Origin of the sequence: Streptomyces sp. NPDC097619, from assembly GCF_040302735.1 — a bacterium.
In the GTDB taxonomy this organism is placed as follows: Bacteria; Actinomycetota; Actinomycetes; order Streptomycetales; family Streptomycetaceae; genus Streptomyces.
In genome coordinates, this window is sequence record NZ_JBEOSD010000046.1 from 18,413 (window position 1) to 37,186 (window position 18,774).

The following is an 18,774-nucleotide window of genomic DNA, read 5'->3' on the forward strand; positions in this document are numbered from 1 at the left end:
ACCCACGGCCCCGGCGGCCCACCGGCACCCTGTACCGCCACCCCGGCCCGAAGCCCCGCACTTCACATCCCGCATCCCGTATCCCGCAACCCGGTAGCCGGCAGTTCGCAGCTCGTAGCCCGCAGTTCGCAGCCCGCAGGGAAAAGGTGACAGCTCCATGGCAACGATCGGCATGCACTTCGGCCACGACGCGGGCGCCGCACTGACCGACGCGCACGGCTACCGGATCATCGAGGCCGAACGCCGCCTCCGGCTCCGCCACGTGTGCGGCGGCAACGAGGGCTTCCCCCGCGCCGCCGCCGACTGGCTCGCCGAACTCCGCGAGGCCGCCACCGGCCCCGTCACCCGGATCGCCGTCGCCGACTGGTACACCCCGGTCTGCGCAGTGCTGCCGCCCGCCCTCGTCGAGCTGGTCAACGAGGACGCCCACTGGACGGCCATCGGCGGCACCGGCCTCGCCGACGCCGTCACCCGCGTCATCAAACCCGTGGACTGGCCCCTCGCCGAAGCCCTCGGCGGCACCGGCACAACATCCGGCACCGGTCCCGCATCCGGCTCCGCTTCCCGCTCCGCTTCCCGCTCCGCTTCCGGTGCCGGCGAGGTCACCCTGCACGCCGTCCGCCACCACTACGCCCACTGCGCCCTCGCCTACTACACCTCCGGCGCCCGCAAGGCCCTCGTCCTCGCCCTCGACGGCACCGGCAACTACGCCGAATGCGGCATGGTCTGCCTCGGCGACGGCGACCAGCTCACCCCCGTCATGTCCTTCACCAACCGCACCGGCCCCCGCTTCGGCCTCGTCTACGAAGCCCTCGCCCGCCGCGTCCACGGCAGCCAGTTCGACACCGGCAAACTCCTCGGCCTCACCGCGACCGGCGAGTCCGACCCCGCCCTGCTGCCCGTCCTGCGCGCCGTGCTCGTCCCGCAGACTACCCGCGTGGCCTCACCCGACCTGTACGAACGGCTCGACGAGGACCAGCTCATCGGATCGGCCCTCCGCTACGCCGACACCTGGTGGGAGTACGAACCCGAGAGCGGCGGCTACCTCGACGCGGGCCTCGCCGACTCCTCCGACGACGACGTGGTCCACTCCTTCGGGTCCGTCTTCCCCGACGAGATCCGCACCGCCGACGGCCGCACCGTGCCCGTCGGGGACTCGCCCGAGGACCGGATCTGCCGCGACCTCGCCGCCACCCTCCAGGACGCCGTGGAACGCGACCTCCTGCGCCTGGTCACCGGCATCAGCGGTCGATTCCCCGGCTACAGCACCCTCTGCTACGCGGGCGGCGTCGCCCTCAACATCACCGCGAACACCGCGCTCGCCGAATCCGGCCGCTTCACCCGGGTGTCCGTGCCCACCTGCTGCGACGACTCCGGCATCGCCCTCGGCGCGGCCCTCGCCGTCGCCGACCCCGCCGACCGCCCCGCCCTCACCGGCCGCTCCGCCTGGGCCCGCCTCGCCTACGCCGGCCCGCCCCTCGAAGGGCTCCGCGGCACCGGCACCGAGAGCCTCCCCGAGCCCGTCCGCCGCCGCGCCGTCCCCGCCCGCCGGCTCCCCGACGACGAACGATTCGTCGACGCCGTCGCCGACCTCCTCGCCGCCCACCACTGCGTGGCCTGGCTCGACGGCGGCATGGAGACCGGGCCCCGGGCCCTCGGCCACCGCTCCCTGCTGGTGTCCGCGCACTGGAACGGCGCCCGCCACCACGTCTCCCGCACCATCAAGCGCCGCGAATGGTTCCGCCCCGTGGCCCCGATCTGCCCCGAGGAACTGGCCGACCGCTGGTTCACCGGCCCCCTCGACCACACCGAGACCATGCTGTTCGCCGTACGCGTCCGGGAGGAGGAGGCCGACCGTCTCGCCGAGGCCCGCCACATCGACGGCACCGCCCGCCTGCAGACCGTACGCCCCGCCACGCACCCGCTGCTGCACCGGCTCTGCCACGCGGTCGGCGCCCGAACCGGGCTGCCCGTCCTCATCAACACCAGCGCCAACGGCGGCGGCCTGCCCATCCTCAACGACCTCGGCCAGGCCCTGGACCTGCTGGCGGATACCCCCCTGCACGCCGTCGTCCTGCCCGGCGCCCGCCTGGTCCTCGGGTGACGGCCGCCGGCCGCACCCGCCGCACCCCGCCCCGGCGGCCCGCCCGCCCCCTCCCGTACCGGCGCCGTTCCCCAGGAGAGTGCACGTGCCCGACACCCCGTTGCGTGACATCCGCAAGACCCGACCGCTGCGCGTCCTGTCCCCCGAGGACTGGGACCACTGGACCGGACGAGGCTATGTGATCGTCCGTCAGGCCGTGCCGCCCGAGACCGTCGCCTCCCTCACGGCCGGGCTCCACGCCTTCCTCGACATGGACCCCGCCGACCCCGACACCTGGACCTCCCCGCACACCGGCAACGACCGCCTGCCCGGCCACAGCGGACTCGTCGAGATGTACAACCACCAGGCCCAGTGGGACGTCCGGCAGAACCCGCGCGTGTACGGGGCCTTCGCCGACATCTGGGACCGCGAGGACCTGTGGGTCACCATCGACTACGCCAACGTCAACCCGCCCAACCACGGCGCCCGCGCCTTCGAGGGCTTCGTCCACTGGGACGTGGACACCAGCGCCGACCCGCCCCAACGGACCTGCCAGGCCGTCCTCTCCCTCACCGAGGGCGACGAGGAGATCGGCGGCTTCCAGTGCGTCCCCGAGATCTTCGCCGACTGGGAGAAGTGGCTCGCCGGACAGCCCGCCGACCGCGACCCCATGACCCCCGACATCACCGGCCACACCATCACCACCCCCGAACTGGCCCCCGGCGACCTCCTCATCTTCAACAGCCTCCTCCCGCACGGGGTCCACCCCAACCTCTCCGAACGACGCGTCCGCATGGCCCAGTACCTGACCATGGCCCCCGCCTGGGAGGAGAACACCGCCCTGCGCGAGGCCCGCGTCCGCTTCTGGCGGGACCGGATCCCCCCGCACCCGCCGGAGGGCGGAGTCCGCAAGGAGGAGGCCCTGCTCCACGGCCCGGCCCGCCTCACCGAGCTCGGCGAACGGCTCCTCGGACGCCGCGACTGGCACGGGGGCGGCCTCCTTGACCAGTAGCGCCCCACCGGGGACCCGCGGCACGGGACGGGTGGACCTCGGCCGCCCGTTCCGTCGCCTGTGGGCCTCGGCCGCGGCCTCCAACGCGGGCGACGGCGTCACCCGGACGCTGCTGCCCCTGCTGGTCGTCGCGCACCACCCCGAACCCGCCGCCGTCGCCGGCCTCACCGCCGTCAACATGCTGCCCTGGCTGCTCTTCGCGCTCCCCGCGGGCGTCCTCGCCGACCGCGCGGACCGCCGCCGCCTCGTCCTCCTCAGCAACGCCGTGCGCGCCGCGGCCCTCACCGCGGCCGCCCTGCTCCTCGCCCAGGACGGCCCCCTGCCCGTGCTGTACGCGCTGGCCTTCCTCCTCGGCACCGCCGAGACCGTCGCCGACACCGCCGCCCCCGCGATGCTCCCCCGACTCGTCGAGGAACGGCACCTCGAACGCGCCAACGGACGCCTCTCCGCCGCCCAGATCGTCCTCGGCGAGACCGCCGGGCCGCCCCTCGCCGGGCTCCTCGTCGGACTCACCGCGGCCGCCGCCCTCGCCACCGGCGGCGCCCTGTACGCCCTGGCCGCCGTGTTCCTCCTCGGCCTCACCCCGCTCGCCCGCCCGGGACCGACCGCCGGCCGGACCACGGGCCCGCCGAGCGACGCGCCGAGCGACGAGCCGAGCGGTGGGGCGACGACCGGGCCGACGGGCGGGCAGAAGGGCGGGCCCGAGGGAGGGCCGAGCGGTGGGGGACCGGCACCCGGCGACACCCCACCCGACTCCGTCGCGCCCGCCCCGTCCCCCTTCGCGGGCGTGCTCACCGACATCCGCGAGGGCGTCCGCTTCGTGCTCCACCACCGCACCCTGCGGCTCACCCTCGCCGCCAGCGCCCTCTACGGCCTGGTCTTCTCGGCGACCTTCTCCATGCTCGTCCTGCTCAGCGACGGCACCCTCGGCCTCGACGGCACCGGCTACGGCCTGCTGCTGGCCGCCGGATCCCTCGGCGCCGTCGCGGGAAGTTGGCTGGCCCCCCGCGCCGCCGAACGCCTGCCCACGGTCCCGCTGGCCCGCTGGTCCCTCGTCGCCTCCGGCGTGGCCTACGCCCTCATCGGAGCCGCCCCCGGCCCCGTCACCACCGGCCTCGCCCTCGCCCTCAACGGCGTCTTCATGATGGGCTGGAACATCCCCGTCATGTCCCTGCGGCAGCGCCTCGCCCCCGAACACCTCCGCGGCCGGGTCATGAGCGTCTCCCGGCTCTGCTCCTGGGGCACCATGCCCGTCGGCGCCGTCCTCGGCGGCCTCCTCGCCGAAGTCCTCTCCGTACCGGCCGTGTTCGTCGTCTCCGGACTGGTCCTCGCCGCGGGCGCCCTGCTCCTCCTCGCCCCGCTCCGCGACACCCCGGCCCCGGCCGTCCCGGCCGCCGCGAGCACCACGGCGGACGCCGAACCCACCGACCCCACCTCCGCACCGCACCCCGACCGTTCCGAGAAGGAGTGACCCCTGTGAGCACGCAGGCCCACGACCCGCGGCACCAGGCCACCGCCCCGGCCCCGATCCCGGCTCCGACCACGGACGCCGGACCCGGCACGGACCCCGCCCCCGACCGCTACGACACCGTCATCGTCGGCGGCGGCCCGGCCGGCCTGAACGCCGCCCTCTACCTGGGCCGGTCCCGCCGCCGGGTGCTGCTCGTCGACTCCGGCGACGCCCGCAACATGGCCGCCGGGGTGATGCACAACGTCCTCACCAACGACGGCGCCGCCATCACCGACTTCCGGGCCCGGGCCCGCGCCGAACTCGCCTCATACGACGTGTCCTTCCGCGACGACGAGGTGGTCTCGGCCACCGGTGACGAACACGGCGTGACCGTCTCCACGAAGGAGTCCGGCACCTTCCGGGCCCGCACCCTCCTCTACGCCGCCGGGGTCCGCTCCCTCCTGCCCCCACTGCCCGGCCTCGCCGAGCTGTGGGGCAAGAGCGTCTTCGAATGCCCCTACTGCCACGCCTGGGAGGTCCGCGAACGGACCCTCGCCGTCTACGGGGGCGGCGAGCCCAGTGAATGCCTGGCCGCCACCCTCACCGTCTGGTCCGAGGAGATCACGTACCTCTCCGACCGCCGCGACCTCCCCACCGACGAGCAGGACCGGCTCACCGCCGCCGGGGTCCCCGTCCGACCCGACCGCGTCACCCGGCTCGCCCCCGACCCGGAAGGACTGCGCGTCGAGTTCGAGGACGGCAGCAGCACCCCCTACGGGGCCCTCTTCCTCCACCTCGACATGGAACCCCGCGTCGAACCCCTCCGCCCCTGGGTGGACGCCCCCGACCTGGAATCCCTCCAGAGCGACGACCGCGGCCGGACCCGCGTCCCCCGCCTGTACGTCGCCGGCGACCTCGGCCGGAACATGCACCAGGCCGCCATGGCCGCCGCCAGCGGCGGACTCGCCGCCATGGCCGTCAACTCCGACCTGATCCGCGAGGACCGCCCCGGCTCCCTCCCCGCACCCCCGCCGCCCACCCCGGCCCCCTGAACCGCCCCGCGCCCCCGGCACCCCCCGGCACCCCCCGGGCATGACGACCGACCGGCACGACGACCGCCCGGCCACCACCGCGCACCCCGACGGGAGTCCCACCGCGATGACCTCACCCCGCGCCCTGCACACCCCGCACATGGAGCACTACACCTTCGTCCTGGAGGACCAGCCCTACCTGGGCTACTTCCAGTACGGCGGCGAGAAGACCCCCGTCTACCACACCGACCGGCACGGATTCCGGATCACCCCCGGCCCGGGCGGGCAACGCGCCACGATCGGGGACGACCGGCCCGAGGGACCCGCCCGACTCCTCGCGGGCAGCTCCGCCGTGTTCGGCGTCGGCGCCACCGGGGACGCCGCCACCATCAGCGCCCGACTCTGGAACGCGTACGCCCCCCGCCTGCCCTGGCTCAACCTCGCCGGCCAGAGCCACAACTCCGCGCAGGAACTCCTCCTCCTCACCCTCTTCCAACACGAACTGCCCGCCCTGGAGGACATCGTCCTGCTCTCCGGTGTCAACAACCTCGTCCTGAGCAGGCTCCCGGAGGAGAAGCAAGGCCGCCACGGAGCCTTCTTCGACTGCGGTCCCGCCCCCGAGAGCGTCCCCCCGCCCGAACGCCGCGTCGCCCACGCCACCGAACTGACCCTGCGCCACCTCCGCGGCTGGAAGACCCTCGCCGACGGGCTCGGGGCCCGCCTCAGCTTCGTCCTCCAACCCCTCGCCCCCTGGGTCCGCGAACAGCCCCTGCCCCTGGAACGGGCCCTCTTCGAGGAACTGGACGAGGTCTCCAACTTCCGGCGCTTCCACCACGACATCTCCACCCTGGCCGTCGGCCGCTCCTACGCCCAACAGCTCGCCGCCGGCTGCGCCGCGCTCGGCGTGCCCTTCCTCGACATGAACGTCGCCCTCGGCAGCGTCGCCGCACCCGAGGACTGGCTGTTCATCGACCGGGTGCACTGCACCGACCTCGGCTACGACCTGGTCGCCCGACAGCTCGCCGACCGCCTGGACCTCACGTGACCGGCCTCCCGAGCCCCGGCGACTGGCTCCGATCCCGTCGGGACCGCACCCGCGGCCGCAACCACAGCCGGGCGGATGAGCGAGCGGCGGGGGAGACGCGGGCGCCGGAGGCCAAGTCGGAGACGGGGACGGGGACGGGGAAAGGGACAGGGGCAGCGGTGGGGACGGGGACGGAGTCGGAGGCACAAGCGCGGACGGAGCCACAAGCGGGAGCGCAGCCGGGAGGCGGGCGAGGGCGGCCGACCGCGACCCCGCCCGCCTCCCGGCTGCGCCCGCAGCCCGAGGACGACGACTCCGTCTACCCCCTCTTCTGACATGGACGCCCACCGCACTCCCCGGGCCGCCGACCCCCGCCCGCCGCTGCGCCCCGGCCCCGTCCTCGGTGTCTCCGCCTACTACCACGACAGCGCCGCCGCCCTCGTCCACGAGGGCGTCCCGGTGGCCGCCGCCCAGGAGGAGCGGTTCAGCAGGATCCGCCACGACCCCGGCTTCCCCACCGGAGCCGTGGACTACTGCCTGCGCGAGGCGGGCCTGCGCCCGCACGAACTCGCCGCCGTGGCCTTCTACGAGGACCCGGCCCTCAAGTTCCGCCGCGTCATGGCCACCTGGCTCGCCACCGCGCCGCACGGGTTCCCCGTCTTCCGCCGGGCCTTCCCCGAGTGGATCCGTTGGAAGCGCCGCGCCCTGGACGACGTACGCGCCCGGCTCCGCCCGCTCGCCGGGGGACACCCGCTGCCGCCGGTCCTGGCCCACCGGCACCACGCCTCGCACGCCGCCTCCGCCTTCCTGCCCGGCCCGTACCCGTCGGCGGCCGTGCTGTGCGTGGACGGAGTCGGCGAATGGGCCACCACCACCCTGTGGCACGGTCGCGGCACCACCCTGACCCCCCTCGCCGAACTGCGTTTCCCGCACTCCCTGGGGATGCTCTACTCCGCCTTCACCCACTTCTGCGGGTTCAAGGTCGACTCCGGCGAGTACAAGTTGATGGGCCTCGCCCCGTACGGGACCCCCCGCTGGGCCCCCCTCATCCGGGAACGCCTCATCGACGTCAAACCCGACGGCTCCTTCCGGCTCGACCTGCGGTACTTCACCTTCCAGTACGGCCGCACCATGACCGGCCGCTCCTTCGAGGAGCTCTTCGGCGGGCCCCGCCGGATCCCCGAGGGCCCGCTCACCGAACGGGAGTGCGACCTGGCCGCCTCCGTGCAGGCCGTCACCGAGGAGGTGGTGCTGCGCCTGGCCCGGACCGCCCTGGCCCGCACCGGCGAACGCCGCCTGTGCCTGGCCGGCGGAGTCGCCCTGAACTGCGTGGCCAACGGCCGTCTGCTCGACGAAGGCGTCTGCGAGGACCTGTGGGTGCAGCCGGCCGCCGGCGACGCCGGCGGGGCCCTCGGCGCGGCCCTGGCCGAATCCCACCGCCGGGGCGCCCCCCGCGCCCACCTGCGCCACGGCACCGACGCCATGGCGGGCGCCCTCCTCGGACCCGGCTACGGCACCGCCGAGACCACGGAGTTCCTGGACCGGGCCGGATACCCCGCGGAACGCCTCACCGAAGAGGAACTGCCCGCACGGGTGGCGGCGGCGCTCGCCGAGGGCAAGGTGGTGGGCTGGTTCCAGGGCCGCATGGAGTTCGGCCCCCGGGCCCTCGGCAACCGCTCCATCCTCGCCGACCCCCGCGACCCCGCCACCCAGTCCACCCTCAACCTGAAGATCAAGTTCCGGGAGTCCTTCCGGCCCTTCGCCCCCGCCGTGCTCGCCGAGGAGGCCAAGGACTGGTTCGACCTCACCCAGGACAGCCCGTACATGCTGCTCACGGCCCAGGTGGCACAGTCCCGCCGACTGCCCGAGCCCCTGCCCCCGCCGGGCGGGGGCTCGGAGCACCCGGAGGTCGCGCGGACGGACCTGCTGCCCCCTCCGACCGCGCCCGGCCGATCCACCGGCCTGGACCGTCTGAAGGTGCCGCGTTCCACGGTTCCGGCGGTGACGCACGTGGACGGCTCGGCCCGGGTCCAGACCGTCACGGCCGCCGACAACCCCCGCTTCCACGCCCTGCTGACCGCGTTCCGCGACCGCACGGGCTGCCCGGTGCTGGTCAACACCTCGTTCAACGTCCGCGGCGAACCGATCGTCCGCGAACCGGCCGAGGCCTACGCCTGCTTCATGCGCACCCGCATGGACCTGCTCGTTCTCGGCGAGCACCTGCTCGACAAGCGCGACCAGCCGCCCTGGCGCGAGGAAGGGGACTGGCGTGACGCGATCCCCGTGGACTGACCGCGGCTCCGACCCCGACCCTGGCCCAGACGGTGACCGTGACCGCGAACGCGTCGGTGACCGCGTCGGTCGGCGGGGCGAGGGCCGTGCCGGGAGGGCCGGTGACCCCCGGACGCGCGCCCGGACCCTCCCGGAACCAGCCACCCTGGCCCTGGCCGCCCTGTACTACGGCGTCCTCACCCCGGCCGGCCGCCTCCTCCGCCTCGTCCGCCACCCCCTCCACCCCACCCGAGACGGGACCCGCCGGACGTACTTCGGGCCCCCGAGCTGAAACCTGTCGAAACGTTCGTCTCCGAACAGCTCCGCGACGAGGCGTGCCACGGGGACGATGCCGCGTTTCCGTGACGCCGGTCGCCGCGCCAGGTCAGGTGGAGTCCGCGGCCGTGCGGATGTCGAAGACGGTGTCGGTGCCCGTGATGCTCAGCAGGCGCTGCATCTGCCGGGCCGGGGCGCGCAGTCGAAGGGTGATCCCCGCGGCCTCGGCCTCCAGACGGGCGCGCAGCAGCTCGTTCAGGCCGGCCGAGGCGCAGAAGGCGACCTGAGCACAGTCCACGGTCAGGACGGTGGGCGCGGGCACACGGGCCAGCTCCACGTCGAAAGCGGCGCGCAGCCGCGGCACGGTGTCCATGTCCATGTCGCCGGACAGCACCAGCACCCGGGCGTCCGGTCCTGACGGCCCCGGGGTGACGCGGAGATGAGTTCCCACAGTGGTTTCCTTCCGGCCCGCAGGCACGACGGCGTTGTGTCCCCGCACAGGTAAAGGTGGCAAGGCGTGCCGCCGAGCACAGCCCCTCCAGCGAAACCTCCGGGTCCGTAAGCGAAACCGGCCGTTCGGTTCGTCGGTCGCGGTCGCGGTCACGCCTCGGTGAAGGAGAAGAGGTGGGACGTTCCCGTCAGCTGGAGCAGCCGCAGCATCTGATGGCTGGGAGTGGCGAGGGTGATCCGTCGTCCGGAGTCCTCAGCGCGCTGTCGGACCTCCAGCAGCGCGTTGAGCCCGGCCGAGTCGCAGAAGGAGGAGTGCCGCAGGTCCACGACCACCTCGCAGCGCTGCGGAGCCCCTGTCAGGGCGGTGGCCAGCGCCGTGCGGAGCTGTTCCGCGTGCCCCAGGTCCATGTCCCCCCACACCCGCACGACCAGCCGCTCCGGTTCCGTGGTGCGTTCGGGCTGCTGCTCGGTCTGCGGTTCGGGGACAGTGGGGTCCTCGGCCGCCGTGGGGCGTCCGCGCGGGGGAAGGTGGTCGGGTGTCGTCCGGGCCGGGCCTTCTGAGGGGGAGTGTACGGAGCCGTTCTCGCGGACGGGCTCCTGGTCGGCGCTCATGGCGCACCTCCTGGTGATCGTAGGCACCTGCCCTCCATCCCCGGGCCCAACCACGGCCACCGGTCCTGAGGGGCCCAGGTCAGCCGGGGGTGTCCGGACCGTGCGGGGCCGGGGGAGTGGCCGTACGGACCGCCCGGTACACGGCGCGCGCCAGCCTGGATCCCCACGGCGAGCGGGGCCCGGCGAAGGCGTGCACCTCCGCCCCGGGCCGCGGCGACCGCGCGGCGACGCACACGGCGTCGGTGGGTGTCCCGGAGCAGTCGTAGCCGGCGTCCAGGAGCGCCTGAACCTTGGCCTCGGTGGCCGTCAGCACCGCGTTGACCAGAGCGGCATCGCTCAGGGCCACGGGCAGGGACACCACGATGTTGATCGTCCCGGGTGCGGGTGCGGGTGGCGCCGAAGCGTCGTCGTGTGGTTCCGCGCCGTCCTGGGGCTGTGAGCCGTCCTCGGGCGGCGCTGCGGCCCAGCCGCGGACGCTCACCCCGGAGGTGACCACGGCCTCCGCGCCCCCGTCGGCCGCGTACCCCCGGGCCGTGACGTCCGCGGCGGTCATGAGCCCGACGCCGGCACCCCGGGCCCCGGCGGCCCGTGCCAGCTCGGCGAGGTGACGGTCCGGGTCGGTCCGCCGGTAGCCGTGCGCCACCTGGGCATTGAGGACCCACTCCCGTTCACCGATGCCCCCGCCCAGCACCGCGCTGCTCACCATCCGCCGGCCGGGACCGGGCACCCACAGGAGTGCGTGCAGGATCTCGCCGTCCTCCGGCCGCGCCAGCTCCCGCAGCGCGGACAGCGACCCCCCGGCCCCCGCTGCGGCCTCCCCGCTCCCGGTCCCGGTCCCGGTCCCGCTCCCGGTCCCGTTCCCGCGCAGGTCGGCCGCCGGGGTCTCCGTCTCCGCCACCGTCTCCATCGCCATGCCGAACACGCTAGGACACCGGTGCCGGCCGGACGGCCCGGGGGTCAGCGGGCCGGGGCCGTGACGACGCCGCCGTTCGCGGCGGGAGCGTGGGCGTACGGGCTGTGCATGGTGAGGAAGGTGATGTCCAGATCGGTCTCCAGGTACTCCATGCGCCGTTCCCAGAAGGCGCGCAGGTGCGGGAGCGCGAGGTGGGCGTCGAGGTCGGCTTGCGAGCGCCACACCTCGTAGAAGACGAACCGGCCCGGACGGTCCCGGTCCTCGTGGAAGTGGTACTCCAGGCAGCCTGGTTCGCGGCGGGTGGGCTCGACGAAGGACAGCAGCAGCTCCTTGAGCTCGTGGGCGCGGTCCGGCCGTGGGTGCGCGGTGCCGACGAGCGTGACGGGGCCTTCGGGCATGGGTGTCCCCCAGGTGATCCTTGATGCGGCGTGAGGTACGAAGATCTTCGTACCTACCGAACGCTAGCGATCACCCAGGTACGATGCAACCCGTACCTTTCGACGCCTTCCGGTGCGGCGCCCCCAAGCCGGACGGGACGGTGCGGAACCGAACGGCGGAAGCCAGGAGAGGAGACGGCGTGCCCGACGCGGAAGGCCACCCCGACAGGGCCGAGATGGATCTCGGCGCCGTGCTGGCCGCGCTCGCCGACCCGCTCCGACGTTCCGTCGTCCGGGAACTCGCCGCCGCTCCCGAGGGCACGGCCCGCACTTGTAGTTCCTTCGCCCTGCCCGTCTCGAAGGCCACGGTCACCCACCACTTCCGGGTCCTGCGCGAAGCGGGCCTGGTGCGCCAGGTGAACCGAGGCAACAGCCGCATGGCCACCCTGCGCCGCGCCGACCTCGAACACCGCTTCCCCGGCCTGCTGACCCTCCTCGCCACCGAGACGAACACCGAGGCGCCCACGGGGCCCGCCGGCGCCTGAATGGCGGGCGTCTGAGCGGCAGGTGCCTGAGCGGTAGGAGCCCCACCCGCCCATGCCCCACCTGCTGGTGGGGCACCACACCCCCGGGCGCCGGGCGCCGGGCGCCGGACGCCGGGCCCGGCGCGAACTGGCCTACAGCCGGTGACGGGTCAGCGCATGAGCCCGCTCTGGTAGGAGATGGCCACGGCCTGCGCCCGGTCCCGGGCTCCGAGCTTGGCCAGGATCCGCTTCACATGGGTCTTGACGGTCGACTCGGCCAGGGAGAGCAGCCCGGCTATCTCGGCGTTGGAGAGCCCGTGGGCCACCTGCCGCAACACCTCGCGTTCGCGCGTGGTCAGCCGTTCCAGCCGGACATCTCCCTGGGCCCCCGCCCCCCTCCCCACCTCCCCCTCCGGCCCCGCTCCCGTCCCTCTCCCAGCCCCAGCCCTAACCCCGGCCCCCGTTCCCGTGCCTGCCCCCGGCTCCTGTCCCCCCGGGTGCGGCTGCGCGGCGAGCCGCGCGAGCAGTTCGCGCGTCACGGCGGGGTCGAGCAGGGCCTCGCCCGCCGCGACCGTCCGCACCGCCTCGATCAGGCGCTCGGGCGACGCCCGCTTGAGCAGGAACCCACTCGCACCTGCCCGCACCGCGTCCCACACGTACGCGTCGTGGTGGAACGTCGTGAGGACCAGGACCCGCGTGGGCCACCCCGCTGCCGTGATCCGGCGAGTCGCCTCCACCCCGTCCACCCCCGGCATCCGGATGTCCATCAGCACCACGTCGGGTGCCAGTTCACGGCACAGCCGGACCGCCTCCAGGCCGTCCCCGGCCTGCCCGACCACCTCCAGACCCTCCTCCGTCCCCAGCACCAGCGCCAACCCGGCCCGCAGCAGGGCGTCGTCGTCGGCGAGCAGCACCCTGACCGGCGCGGCGGGCTGGCGGGTCGTCATCGGACCGGCAGGCACACGCGCACGCGGAATCCGCCGTGCTCGCCGCGCCCGTGGGTCAGGGTGCCGCCCAGGATCGCGACCCGCTGACCGATGCCCAGCAGACCCCGGCCCGGTACGTACCCGGAAACTCCGCCGTGCCCGTCGTCGCTGACCTCGATGTCCAGGCGGCCGGCCGTTCTGCGCACGGTCACCTCGGCCGTCGAGGCCCGGGAGTGCTTGACCGTGTTCGTCAGCGCCTCCTGCACGATCCGGTAGGCCGACACGTCGATGGAGCTGGGCAGCGCCCCGGGCGGCCCGGCCTCGACCCGGGTGTCCACCCGTATCCCGGCGAGGTCCAAGCGGGCCGCCAGCGCCGGCAGGTCGGCCAGCCCCGGTCGGCCGGGTGCGGAGTCGGGATCCAGCAGATCCGCCGTACCACCGCCCGACCACTGCGCCCCGCCCGACCACGGCGCCTCGACCGGCCACAGGGCGCCGACCAGCCATGTTCCCTCGACCGCCGACGCTCCGACGGACCCGGATCTCGCGCCGTGCCCCGGAACACCACCCGCCCCGCGGGCTGCGCCGACCGCAGAGCCAACCTTCGCGCCGACCGCCGCACCGCTCGTCGTACCGCCCGTGCCGCCCGTGCCGCCCGTCCCGCTTGTGCCATCCGTCCCGCCCCCGGCGGGCCCGGGTATCGCCTCGCGCCCCGACCGCAGGCCCACGGAGGCATCCTCGCCCGCCGTCCGCCCCCCGCTCCGTCCGCCGCCCCCGCCACCCACTCCGCCCCCGCCACCCACTCCGCTCGCGCCTCCCGCCGGGTGCGCGCCGGCGGGTGCCGTGGACGAGCGGCGGAGCAGGCCCAGGACGCGGTCCAACTCCTCCAGGGCCTCCCGGCCCGTGTCCTCCACCTGCCCGAGGACCTGGACGGCCCGGTCCCGGTCGCGGTCCAGCAGCCGCCTGGCCGCCCCCGTCTGCACCAGCATGAGATTCACGGTGTGGCCGATCAGATCGTGCAACTCCCTTGCCATCCGCGTCCTTTCCCCCTCCACCGCCTCCTGTCGCAGCCGATGCCTGGCGGCGTCCCGCTCCTCCAACCTCCGCGCCGTGCCGTAGCCGATCGCCCAGGCCAACAACCACAGGAAGAGGACTCCCGCCGGCATGGCCAGCCATATCCGCCGCTCCTCCAGCCCCGTGAAGTAGGCGACCATGCCGAGGTACGCCACGACCGGCCCCCACCACGCCCGCGTCCGACGCCCGTACAGACCCAGCGAGTACAAGCCGACCAGGTTGGCGTACGGGGAGACCGGGCTGACCGGCCCCCACAGCGCTTCCACGGACAGCGCGGCCGTGCCGGCCACGTACGCCGCCAGCGGAGCCGAACGGCGGAAGACCAGCGCCAGGGCGGTCACCAGCGCGGGCAGGAACCCGAGCGCGAGCCCCCACCCGCCCCGCATCACTCCGGCGCCGGCCCGCTCGACGACCATCACCAGGAGGAACGCGAGGGCGACCGACACGTCCACCGTGACGGGGCGCACCCCCAGCCACCGCCCCCGGACCGGCGGGGCTCCCGTCGAACGCTGCATCACGGACGGCTCCTCCCGGCCGACGGCGGACACACGGACCGGTGGGAAGGAACTCCGACCGGTGCTCAGAACGCTAACTCCGGCCCGGCCGGCGGCACATCGTCCCAGGGGGGTACGCGTACCCCCGGTCCCGCTCGGGGTTCTCCCCGGCCTACCCCCTGGGGGGTACCCCGGGACGCCCCTGAGGAGGGCCGTTCCGGAGCCCCGTCCTCCCTAGCGTGGCCGACATGAACCCGACACCCGGCCCACTCGGCCGTCCCGTCGCGCCGGATCCCGCCTCGACGCCCGCCACGCCCACGCCCATACCCACGGCCGCATCCGCAACGGCAACCGCAACAGCATCCGCAACGGAAACCGCACCGGCAACCACAGTCCCGCGCCCGACGGTTCGGACCGCCCGTCCGCCCCGCTTCCGCCGCGCCGGCTGGCTGACGGTCACCCTGCTCGCCGCCGCGATAGCCCTGCTGTCCGCCCGCTACCTCACGGCCGACCCCGACACCTTCCTGGAGGAGCAACGCGCCGTCTACCTCGCCCACCTCGCCCCGCTCCTCCTGCACATCGGCGGCGGCACCGCCGCGCTGCTCCTCGGCCCCTGGCAGTTCGTGGTCCGGCTGCGCACCCGCCACCCGGTCCTGCACCGGATCACCGGGTACGCCTACCTGCTGAGCGTGACCGCGACGGCGGTCGGCGGCCTGGTCCTGGTCCCCGAGGCCCTGGTGCCCCCGATCGCCCCCCTCGGCTTCGCCTTCCTCGACGTGCTGCTCGTCGTCACCACCGTCGCCGCCGTGCACACCGCCCGCAGGCGCCGATTCGACCGGCACCGGGTGTGGATGGTCCGCTCCTACGCGCTCATCCTGGCCGCCGTCACCCTGCGCCTGTGGCTGATCCTCTTCTCGGCGCTCGACGTCCCCTTCGAGGAGTCGTACGCCTCCGCGGCCTGGACCTGCTGGCTGATCAACCTGCTCCTGGCCGAACTCACCCTCAAGGCCCGTCCCCTTCCTCCCGCCCTCGCCCGCGACGCCCGTTCCGCCGCCTCTCCTCCCCCTCCCGCGGCTCTTGCCCCCGCCCCTTCTCGCGCCGCCACCCCGTCCACCGATCGCCCCCTCCCGCGCGAATGACCTCCGACACGTGTCAATCCAGGTTGCGGCGATGTCAACTCTGGTTGCTGGCGGCCCCGCGGGATGGCTACTGTGTGCCGTCCAGCCAGGCGTTCGACGCCGCACCCGCACGGAACGAGGGGCCAGTGAAGAGCGAGGAGTCCTCCGCGGACCCGGTCGGGACGGCCCGGCAGATCACCGCGCTGCTCGGCCGCATCGGCCTCGACCGGGACGAGGTCCTGCGCGTGGAGGGCGAGGGCGGCCTCGCGTACGCCGCCGGCCTGCCCGAAGAGCAGGTGCGCGCGCTGCTCCGCGGCGAGCGACCCGCCCGGGGTGACGGCGGGACCGGGGCCGGGGCCGAGGACGGCGCCGGGGACCCGGACGGGCCCGAGGAGCGGCACCGGCGCGTGGTGTCCCGGATCGTCTTCCTGCGCCGCACCCGACTCCGCACCACACCCGACGGCGGCCGTCGCCCGTACTCCCTCGCCGAGATCGCCAACGGGGCCGGTACCAGCGCCCAGTGGCTCGACAAGATGATCAAGACGGGCAAGGCGCCCAACCTCGACCACGCCTCCGGGATCGCGGCCTTCTTCGGGGAGGGCATCGAATTCCTCGTCGCCGAACCGGCCGAGGCCCTCGACCGGGTCCTCCAGGCGATCCACAAGGACCTGCTGGAACGCACCGTCGCCCGTCAGGACGAGGACATCCGGCGCCTCAGCGGCCCCGGGCCCGCCGGCTCGGCGGACTCCGGACCGGGGATCGTCGCGCACGCCGCCCGCGCCCTGGCCGACGTACCGGACGACACCGCCGGCCCGATCCTCGCCCTCATCGAGTCCATCGCACGGCGCTCGCGCGAGGAACGCTCCCGGGAGGAAGGTGCCCGCGAGGGCGGCCCCGGCCCGACGGCCGGCCCCTGACCGACGGGCGCGATCCGACCGGGCGACGGGCCGTCACGGGACCACGGCCGGCGGGTGTTTGCCCTGCTCGGCGACGTGCCCTACTCTCGCGGGCGCAAGGACGTCCGTACGGGCGCCCGCCCCGCCGCGCGCGGTGCGCAGTCGTCCCGACCGGCGGTTGTGCCCTCGTGGCGTCCCGGCGGTCGGCAGTCGGACGTCAGGAGACGGACGAAGACTTCAGGACGCCTCGTGGCCGGGGGACGTGCCGGGGCGACCTGACGGGGTGGGGACCAGATGTGGGATGAATTGACCGTGTCCCGTGCGATGAAACGCCACCGGGACGAGCTGTTCGCCGGCGCGATGGGGGTGATGGCCGCCCGGGACCGACGGCAGGCGGAGCCCTGCCCGCAGGACCTGATGCGCGCCCTCTGCGGGCACCTCACGGAGACCGGCGGCCGCGAAGTGCGCCTCATGCTGGAGCCCTTCCCGCCGGACACGGTCAGCGGACTCTGGATCGACCTGGGCGACCACGAGGTGGTCGCGGTGGAGAAGAACACCCTGCCGCTCCATCAGATGGTGATCCTGGGGCACGAGTTGTGGCACCGGAAGGAAGCCGAGACCGGACGCGCGGCAGCGGTTCCCGGCGGCGCGGGGCCGGCCGGCGCGACGGGCGGAGCCGGTGCGGCCGCCGCCGCGGCCCGCCTGCTCGGGGACCGGTGGTCCCTCGGCGAGGCCATCGCCCACGTCGCGGCCCGCGCCGACCACGACCCGGACGAGGAGCGGCGGGCCGAGCGCTTCGGACGCCTGCTCGCCGCCAAGTTCCTGCCCTTCCTCCTCGGCACCCGCACCAGCCGGCCCCCCGACGCGCTGGTGGGCCGGATGCGGACGGCTCTGGGGCGCTGACGTGCAGGAAGGAGACTTCTACCTGCCGGCCGCGGTCATGGGCGTGGCCCTGATCGTGAAGTTCCCGGCGTTCCTGCGGGGGTGGCGGAACCCGACGGTGCGAGCGGTGAACGCCATGCTCCTGCTGCCCTGCGTGGGGTTCGTGTTCTCCTCGCCGACCACCGTGACGGCGGTCAACCGCCTCTCCGGCATCAGCAACGTCTCGGCCCTCCTGGTCCACAGCATCCTGACGGCCTACGCCTGCGCCACCCTGGTCCTACTGGCCCTGTGGAGCGGAGAGCCGGCGGAGGCCGAGCGCACCCGCCGCAGGGTCCGGACCTGGAAGATCCTCTGCGGCCTGGTGATCGCGGGGCTGACCGTCCTCTTCTCCCTGGGCGAGGCCCCGCTGGAGCGGACCAAGGACTTCGACACCTACTACGCCGACACCCCGTTCATCCGCGAGATGGTGCTGCTGTACCTCCTCTGGTACCTGGTGGCCGCCGTCGTGACCGCCGTCGTGTGCTGGAACTGGCTCGTCGGCATCGGACGACGGACGGCCCCGGACGGCCACCGGACCACCGCCGACGCGTCCCTGCGCATCGGCCTGCTGGTCCTGGTCGTCGCGGCCATGGCCAACATCGTCTTCGGGTCGTGCCGGCTCGCCACGATCGCGGCACGCTGGGCCGGCCGCGACTGGAACGCCGTGAACCCGTACCTGAGCCAGTTCATCTCCGCCAGCGGCGTGATGATCGGCGTGGGGCTCCTCATCCCGGCGTACGGGCCGGGCCTGGTCACCCGGGTCCTGCACCCGCTGAAGGCGCTGCTCGCCCTGCGCCCGCTCTGGCGGCTCGCCCGCTGCCCCGGCCCGCCCGGTACCGCTCCGCGCGGCGAACTGTTCCCGCCGCCGCCCTGGTACGCGGGTCCGGAACAGGTGCTGCTGTACCGGATGACCACCATCCACGACTGGATGTGGGGACTCCGCACCCACTGCTGTGAGGATCGGCGTGAGCGGGCCTATCGGGACAGTCGGGCGGCCGGGGCGGGGGAGCGCGAGGCGGCGGCCGTCGGACTCGCCGTGATGCTCCGGGTCGCGGCCGCGGACCGGGCCGAGGGCAGACCGACGGCCGGGGCGGGGGGAGCCCCGGCCGTGGCCGCCATACGGGCCGCGGGCGCGGGGGACCGGGATCTGTTGGTCTCCGTCTCCCGAGCCCTGGCCGCGGCCCGGCCCTGAGGGGCACCGGCGCGCGGTCGAGGGCCGCGGGGAGAGCCCGCGCCGGTGAGGGCACCCACCCCCGTAGGGGCCCTCACCGCCACGACCGATGTGTCAACTGTGGCTGATGTCGTCCCAACTATAGTTGATCAAG

General features: G+C 74.4%; 17 protein-coding genes. 11 read left to right on the forward strand and 6 right to left on the reverse strand.

The genetic code is table 11. The annotated features are described in order from the left end of the window. Positions 1-157: 157 nt before the first annotated feature. The 6 genes from ABTZ17_RS15435 (at position 158) to ABTZ17_RS15460 (ending at position 8,892) form a co-directional block, all read left to right on the forward strand. On the forward strand, positions 158-2,104 hold the full coding sequence (locus tag ABTZ17_RS15435; protein ID WP_352196105.1) for a carbamoyltransferase C-terminal domain-containing protein: 1,947 nt from the start codon (positions 158-160) through the stop codon (positions 2,102-2,104). A gap of 85 nt (positions 2,105-2,189) precedes the next feature. Next, on the forward strand, positions 2,190-3,095 hold the full coding sequence (locus tag ABTZ17_RS15440; RefSeq protein WP_352196106.1) for a phytanoyl-CoA dioxygenase family protein: 906 nt from the start codon (positions 2,190-2,192) through the stop codon (positions 3,093-3,095). Continuing rightward, on the forward strand, positions 3,085-4,566 hold the full coding sequence (locus ABTZ17_RS15445) for an MFS transporter (protein ID WP_352196107.1): 1,482 nt from the start codon (positions 3,085-3,087) through the stop codon (positions 4,564-4,566). Before ABTZ17_RS15440 ends, ABTZ17_RS15445 begins: the two co-directional genes overlap by 11 nt. Positions 4,567-4,571: 5 nt before the next feature. Continuing rightward, a complete protein-coding gene (locus ABTZ17_RS15450; protein WP_352196108.1) occupies positions 4,572-5,597 on the forward strand; it encodes an NAD(P)/FAD-dependent oxidoreductase in 1,026 nt (341 codons plus the stop codon). A gap of 40 nt (positions 5,598-5,637) precedes the next feature. Then, positions 5,638-6,621: an SGNH/GDSL hydrolase family protein gene (locus tag ABTZ17_RS15455; RefSeq protein ID WP_352196109.1), complete on the forward strand. Its 984-nt coding sequence runs from the start codon at positions 5,638-5,640 to the stop codon at positions 6,619-6,621. Between the two features lie 315 nt (positions 6,622-6,936). Next, complete coding sequence (locus tag ABTZ17_RS15460; protein ID WP_352196110.1) at positions 6,937-8,892, forward strand: carbamoyltransferase family protein; 1,956 nt, start codon at positions 6,937-6,939, stop codon at positions 8,890-8,892. 364 nt (positions 8,893-9,256) lie between these two features. On the opposite strand, the gene ABTZ17_RS15465 is transcribed toward ABTZ17_RS15460, so the two are convergent. From ABTZ17_RS15465 to ABTZ17_RS15480, 4 genes are all read right to left on the reverse strand, one after another. Next, positions 9,257-9,598, reverse strand: coding sequence for an STAS domain-containing protein (locus tag ABTZ17_RS15465; RefSeq protein ID WP_352196111.1), 342 nt, complete (start codon positions 9,596-9,598; stop codon positions 9,257-9,259). A 149-nt stretch (positions 9,599-9,747) separates the two neighbouring features. Further along, positions 9,748-10,209 carry an STAS domain-containing protein gene (locus ABTZ17_RS15470; protein WP_352196112.1) on the reverse strand — a complete coding sequence of 154 codons (462 nt, stop codon included), beginning with the start codon at positions 10,207-10,209 and terminating at the stop codon, positions 9,748-9,750. A 79-nt stretch (positions 10,210-10,288) separates the two neighbouring features. Beyond that, on the reverse strand, positions 10,289-11,122 hold the full coding sequence (locus ABTZ17_RS15475) for an adenosylcobinamide amidohydrolase (protein WP_352196113.1): 834 nt from the start codon (positions 11,120-11,122) through the stop codon (positions 10,289-10,291). Between the two features lie 44 nt (positions 11,123-11,166). Then, complete coding sequence (locus ABTZ17_RS15480; RefSeq protein ID WP_352196114.1) at positions 11,167-11,520, reverse strand: putative quinol monooxygenase; 354 nt, start codon at positions 11,518-11,520, stop codon at positions 11,167-11,169. Positions 11,521-11,699: 179 nt separating this feature from the next. On the opposite strand from ABTZ17_RS15480, the gene ABTZ17_RS15485 reads away from it, so the two are divergent. Then, positions 11,700-12,044 carry an ArsR/SmtB family transcription factor gene (locus tag ABTZ17_RS15485; protein WP_352196115.1) on the forward strand — a complete coding sequence of 115 codons (345 nt, stop codon included), beginning with the start codon at positions 11,700-11,702 and terminating at the stop codon, positions 12,042-12,044. Between the two features lie 149 nt (positions 12,045-12,193). On the opposite strand, the gene ABTZ17_RS15490 is transcribed toward ABTZ17_RS15485, so the two are convergent. Further along, complete coding sequence (locus tag ABTZ17_RS15490; protein ID WP_352196116.1) at positions 12,194-12,970, reverse strand: response regulator; 777 nt, start codon at positions 12,968-12,970, stop codon at positions 12,194-12,196. Further along, the gene (locus ABTZ17_RS15495) at positions 12,967-14,535 is read right to left on the reverse strand and encodes a sensor histidine kinase (protein WP_352196117.1); all 1,569 of its coding nucleotides are present in this window, start codon (positions 14,533-14,535) and stop codon (positions 12,967-12,969) included. Before ABTZ17_RS15495 ends, ABTZ17_RS15490 begins: the two co-directional genes overlap by 4 nt. Positions 14,536-14,762: 227 nt before the next feature. Between ABTZ17_RS15495 and ABTZ17_RS15500 the strand changes: the two genes are divergently transcribed. The 4 genes from ABTZ17_RS15500 (at position 14,763) to ABTZ17_RS15515 (ending at position 18,641) form a co-directional block, all read left to right on the forward strand. Further along, a complete protein-coding gene (locus ABTZ17_RS15500) occupies positions 14,763-15,653 on the forward strand; it encodes a DUF2306 domain-containing protein (protein WP_352196118.1) in 891 nt (296 codons plus the stop codon). Between the two features lie 125 nt (positions 15,654-15,778). Then, positions 15,779-16,549, forward strand: a complete 771-nt coding sequence (locus tag ABTZ17_RS15505; protein ID WP_352196119.1) for a hypothetical protein — start codon at positions 15,779-15,781, stop codon at positions 16,547-16,549. A 303-nt stretch (positions 16,550-16,852) separates the two neighbouring features. After that, positions 16,853-17,431, forward strand: coding sequence for a toxin-antitoxin system, toxin component (locus tag ABTZ17_RS15510; RefSeq protein ID WP_352196120.1), 579 nt, complete (start codon positions 16,853-16,855; stop codon positions 17,429-17,431). 1 nt (position 17,432) lies between these two features. Continuing rightward, positions 17,433-18,641: a DUF6545 domain-containing protein gene (locus tag ABTZ17_RS15515; protein WP_352196121.1), complete on the forward strand. Its 1,209-nt coding sequence runs from the start codon at positions 17,433-17,435 to the stop codon at positions 18,639-18,641. The last annotated feature ends 133 nt before the right edge of the window (positions 18,642-18,774 follow it).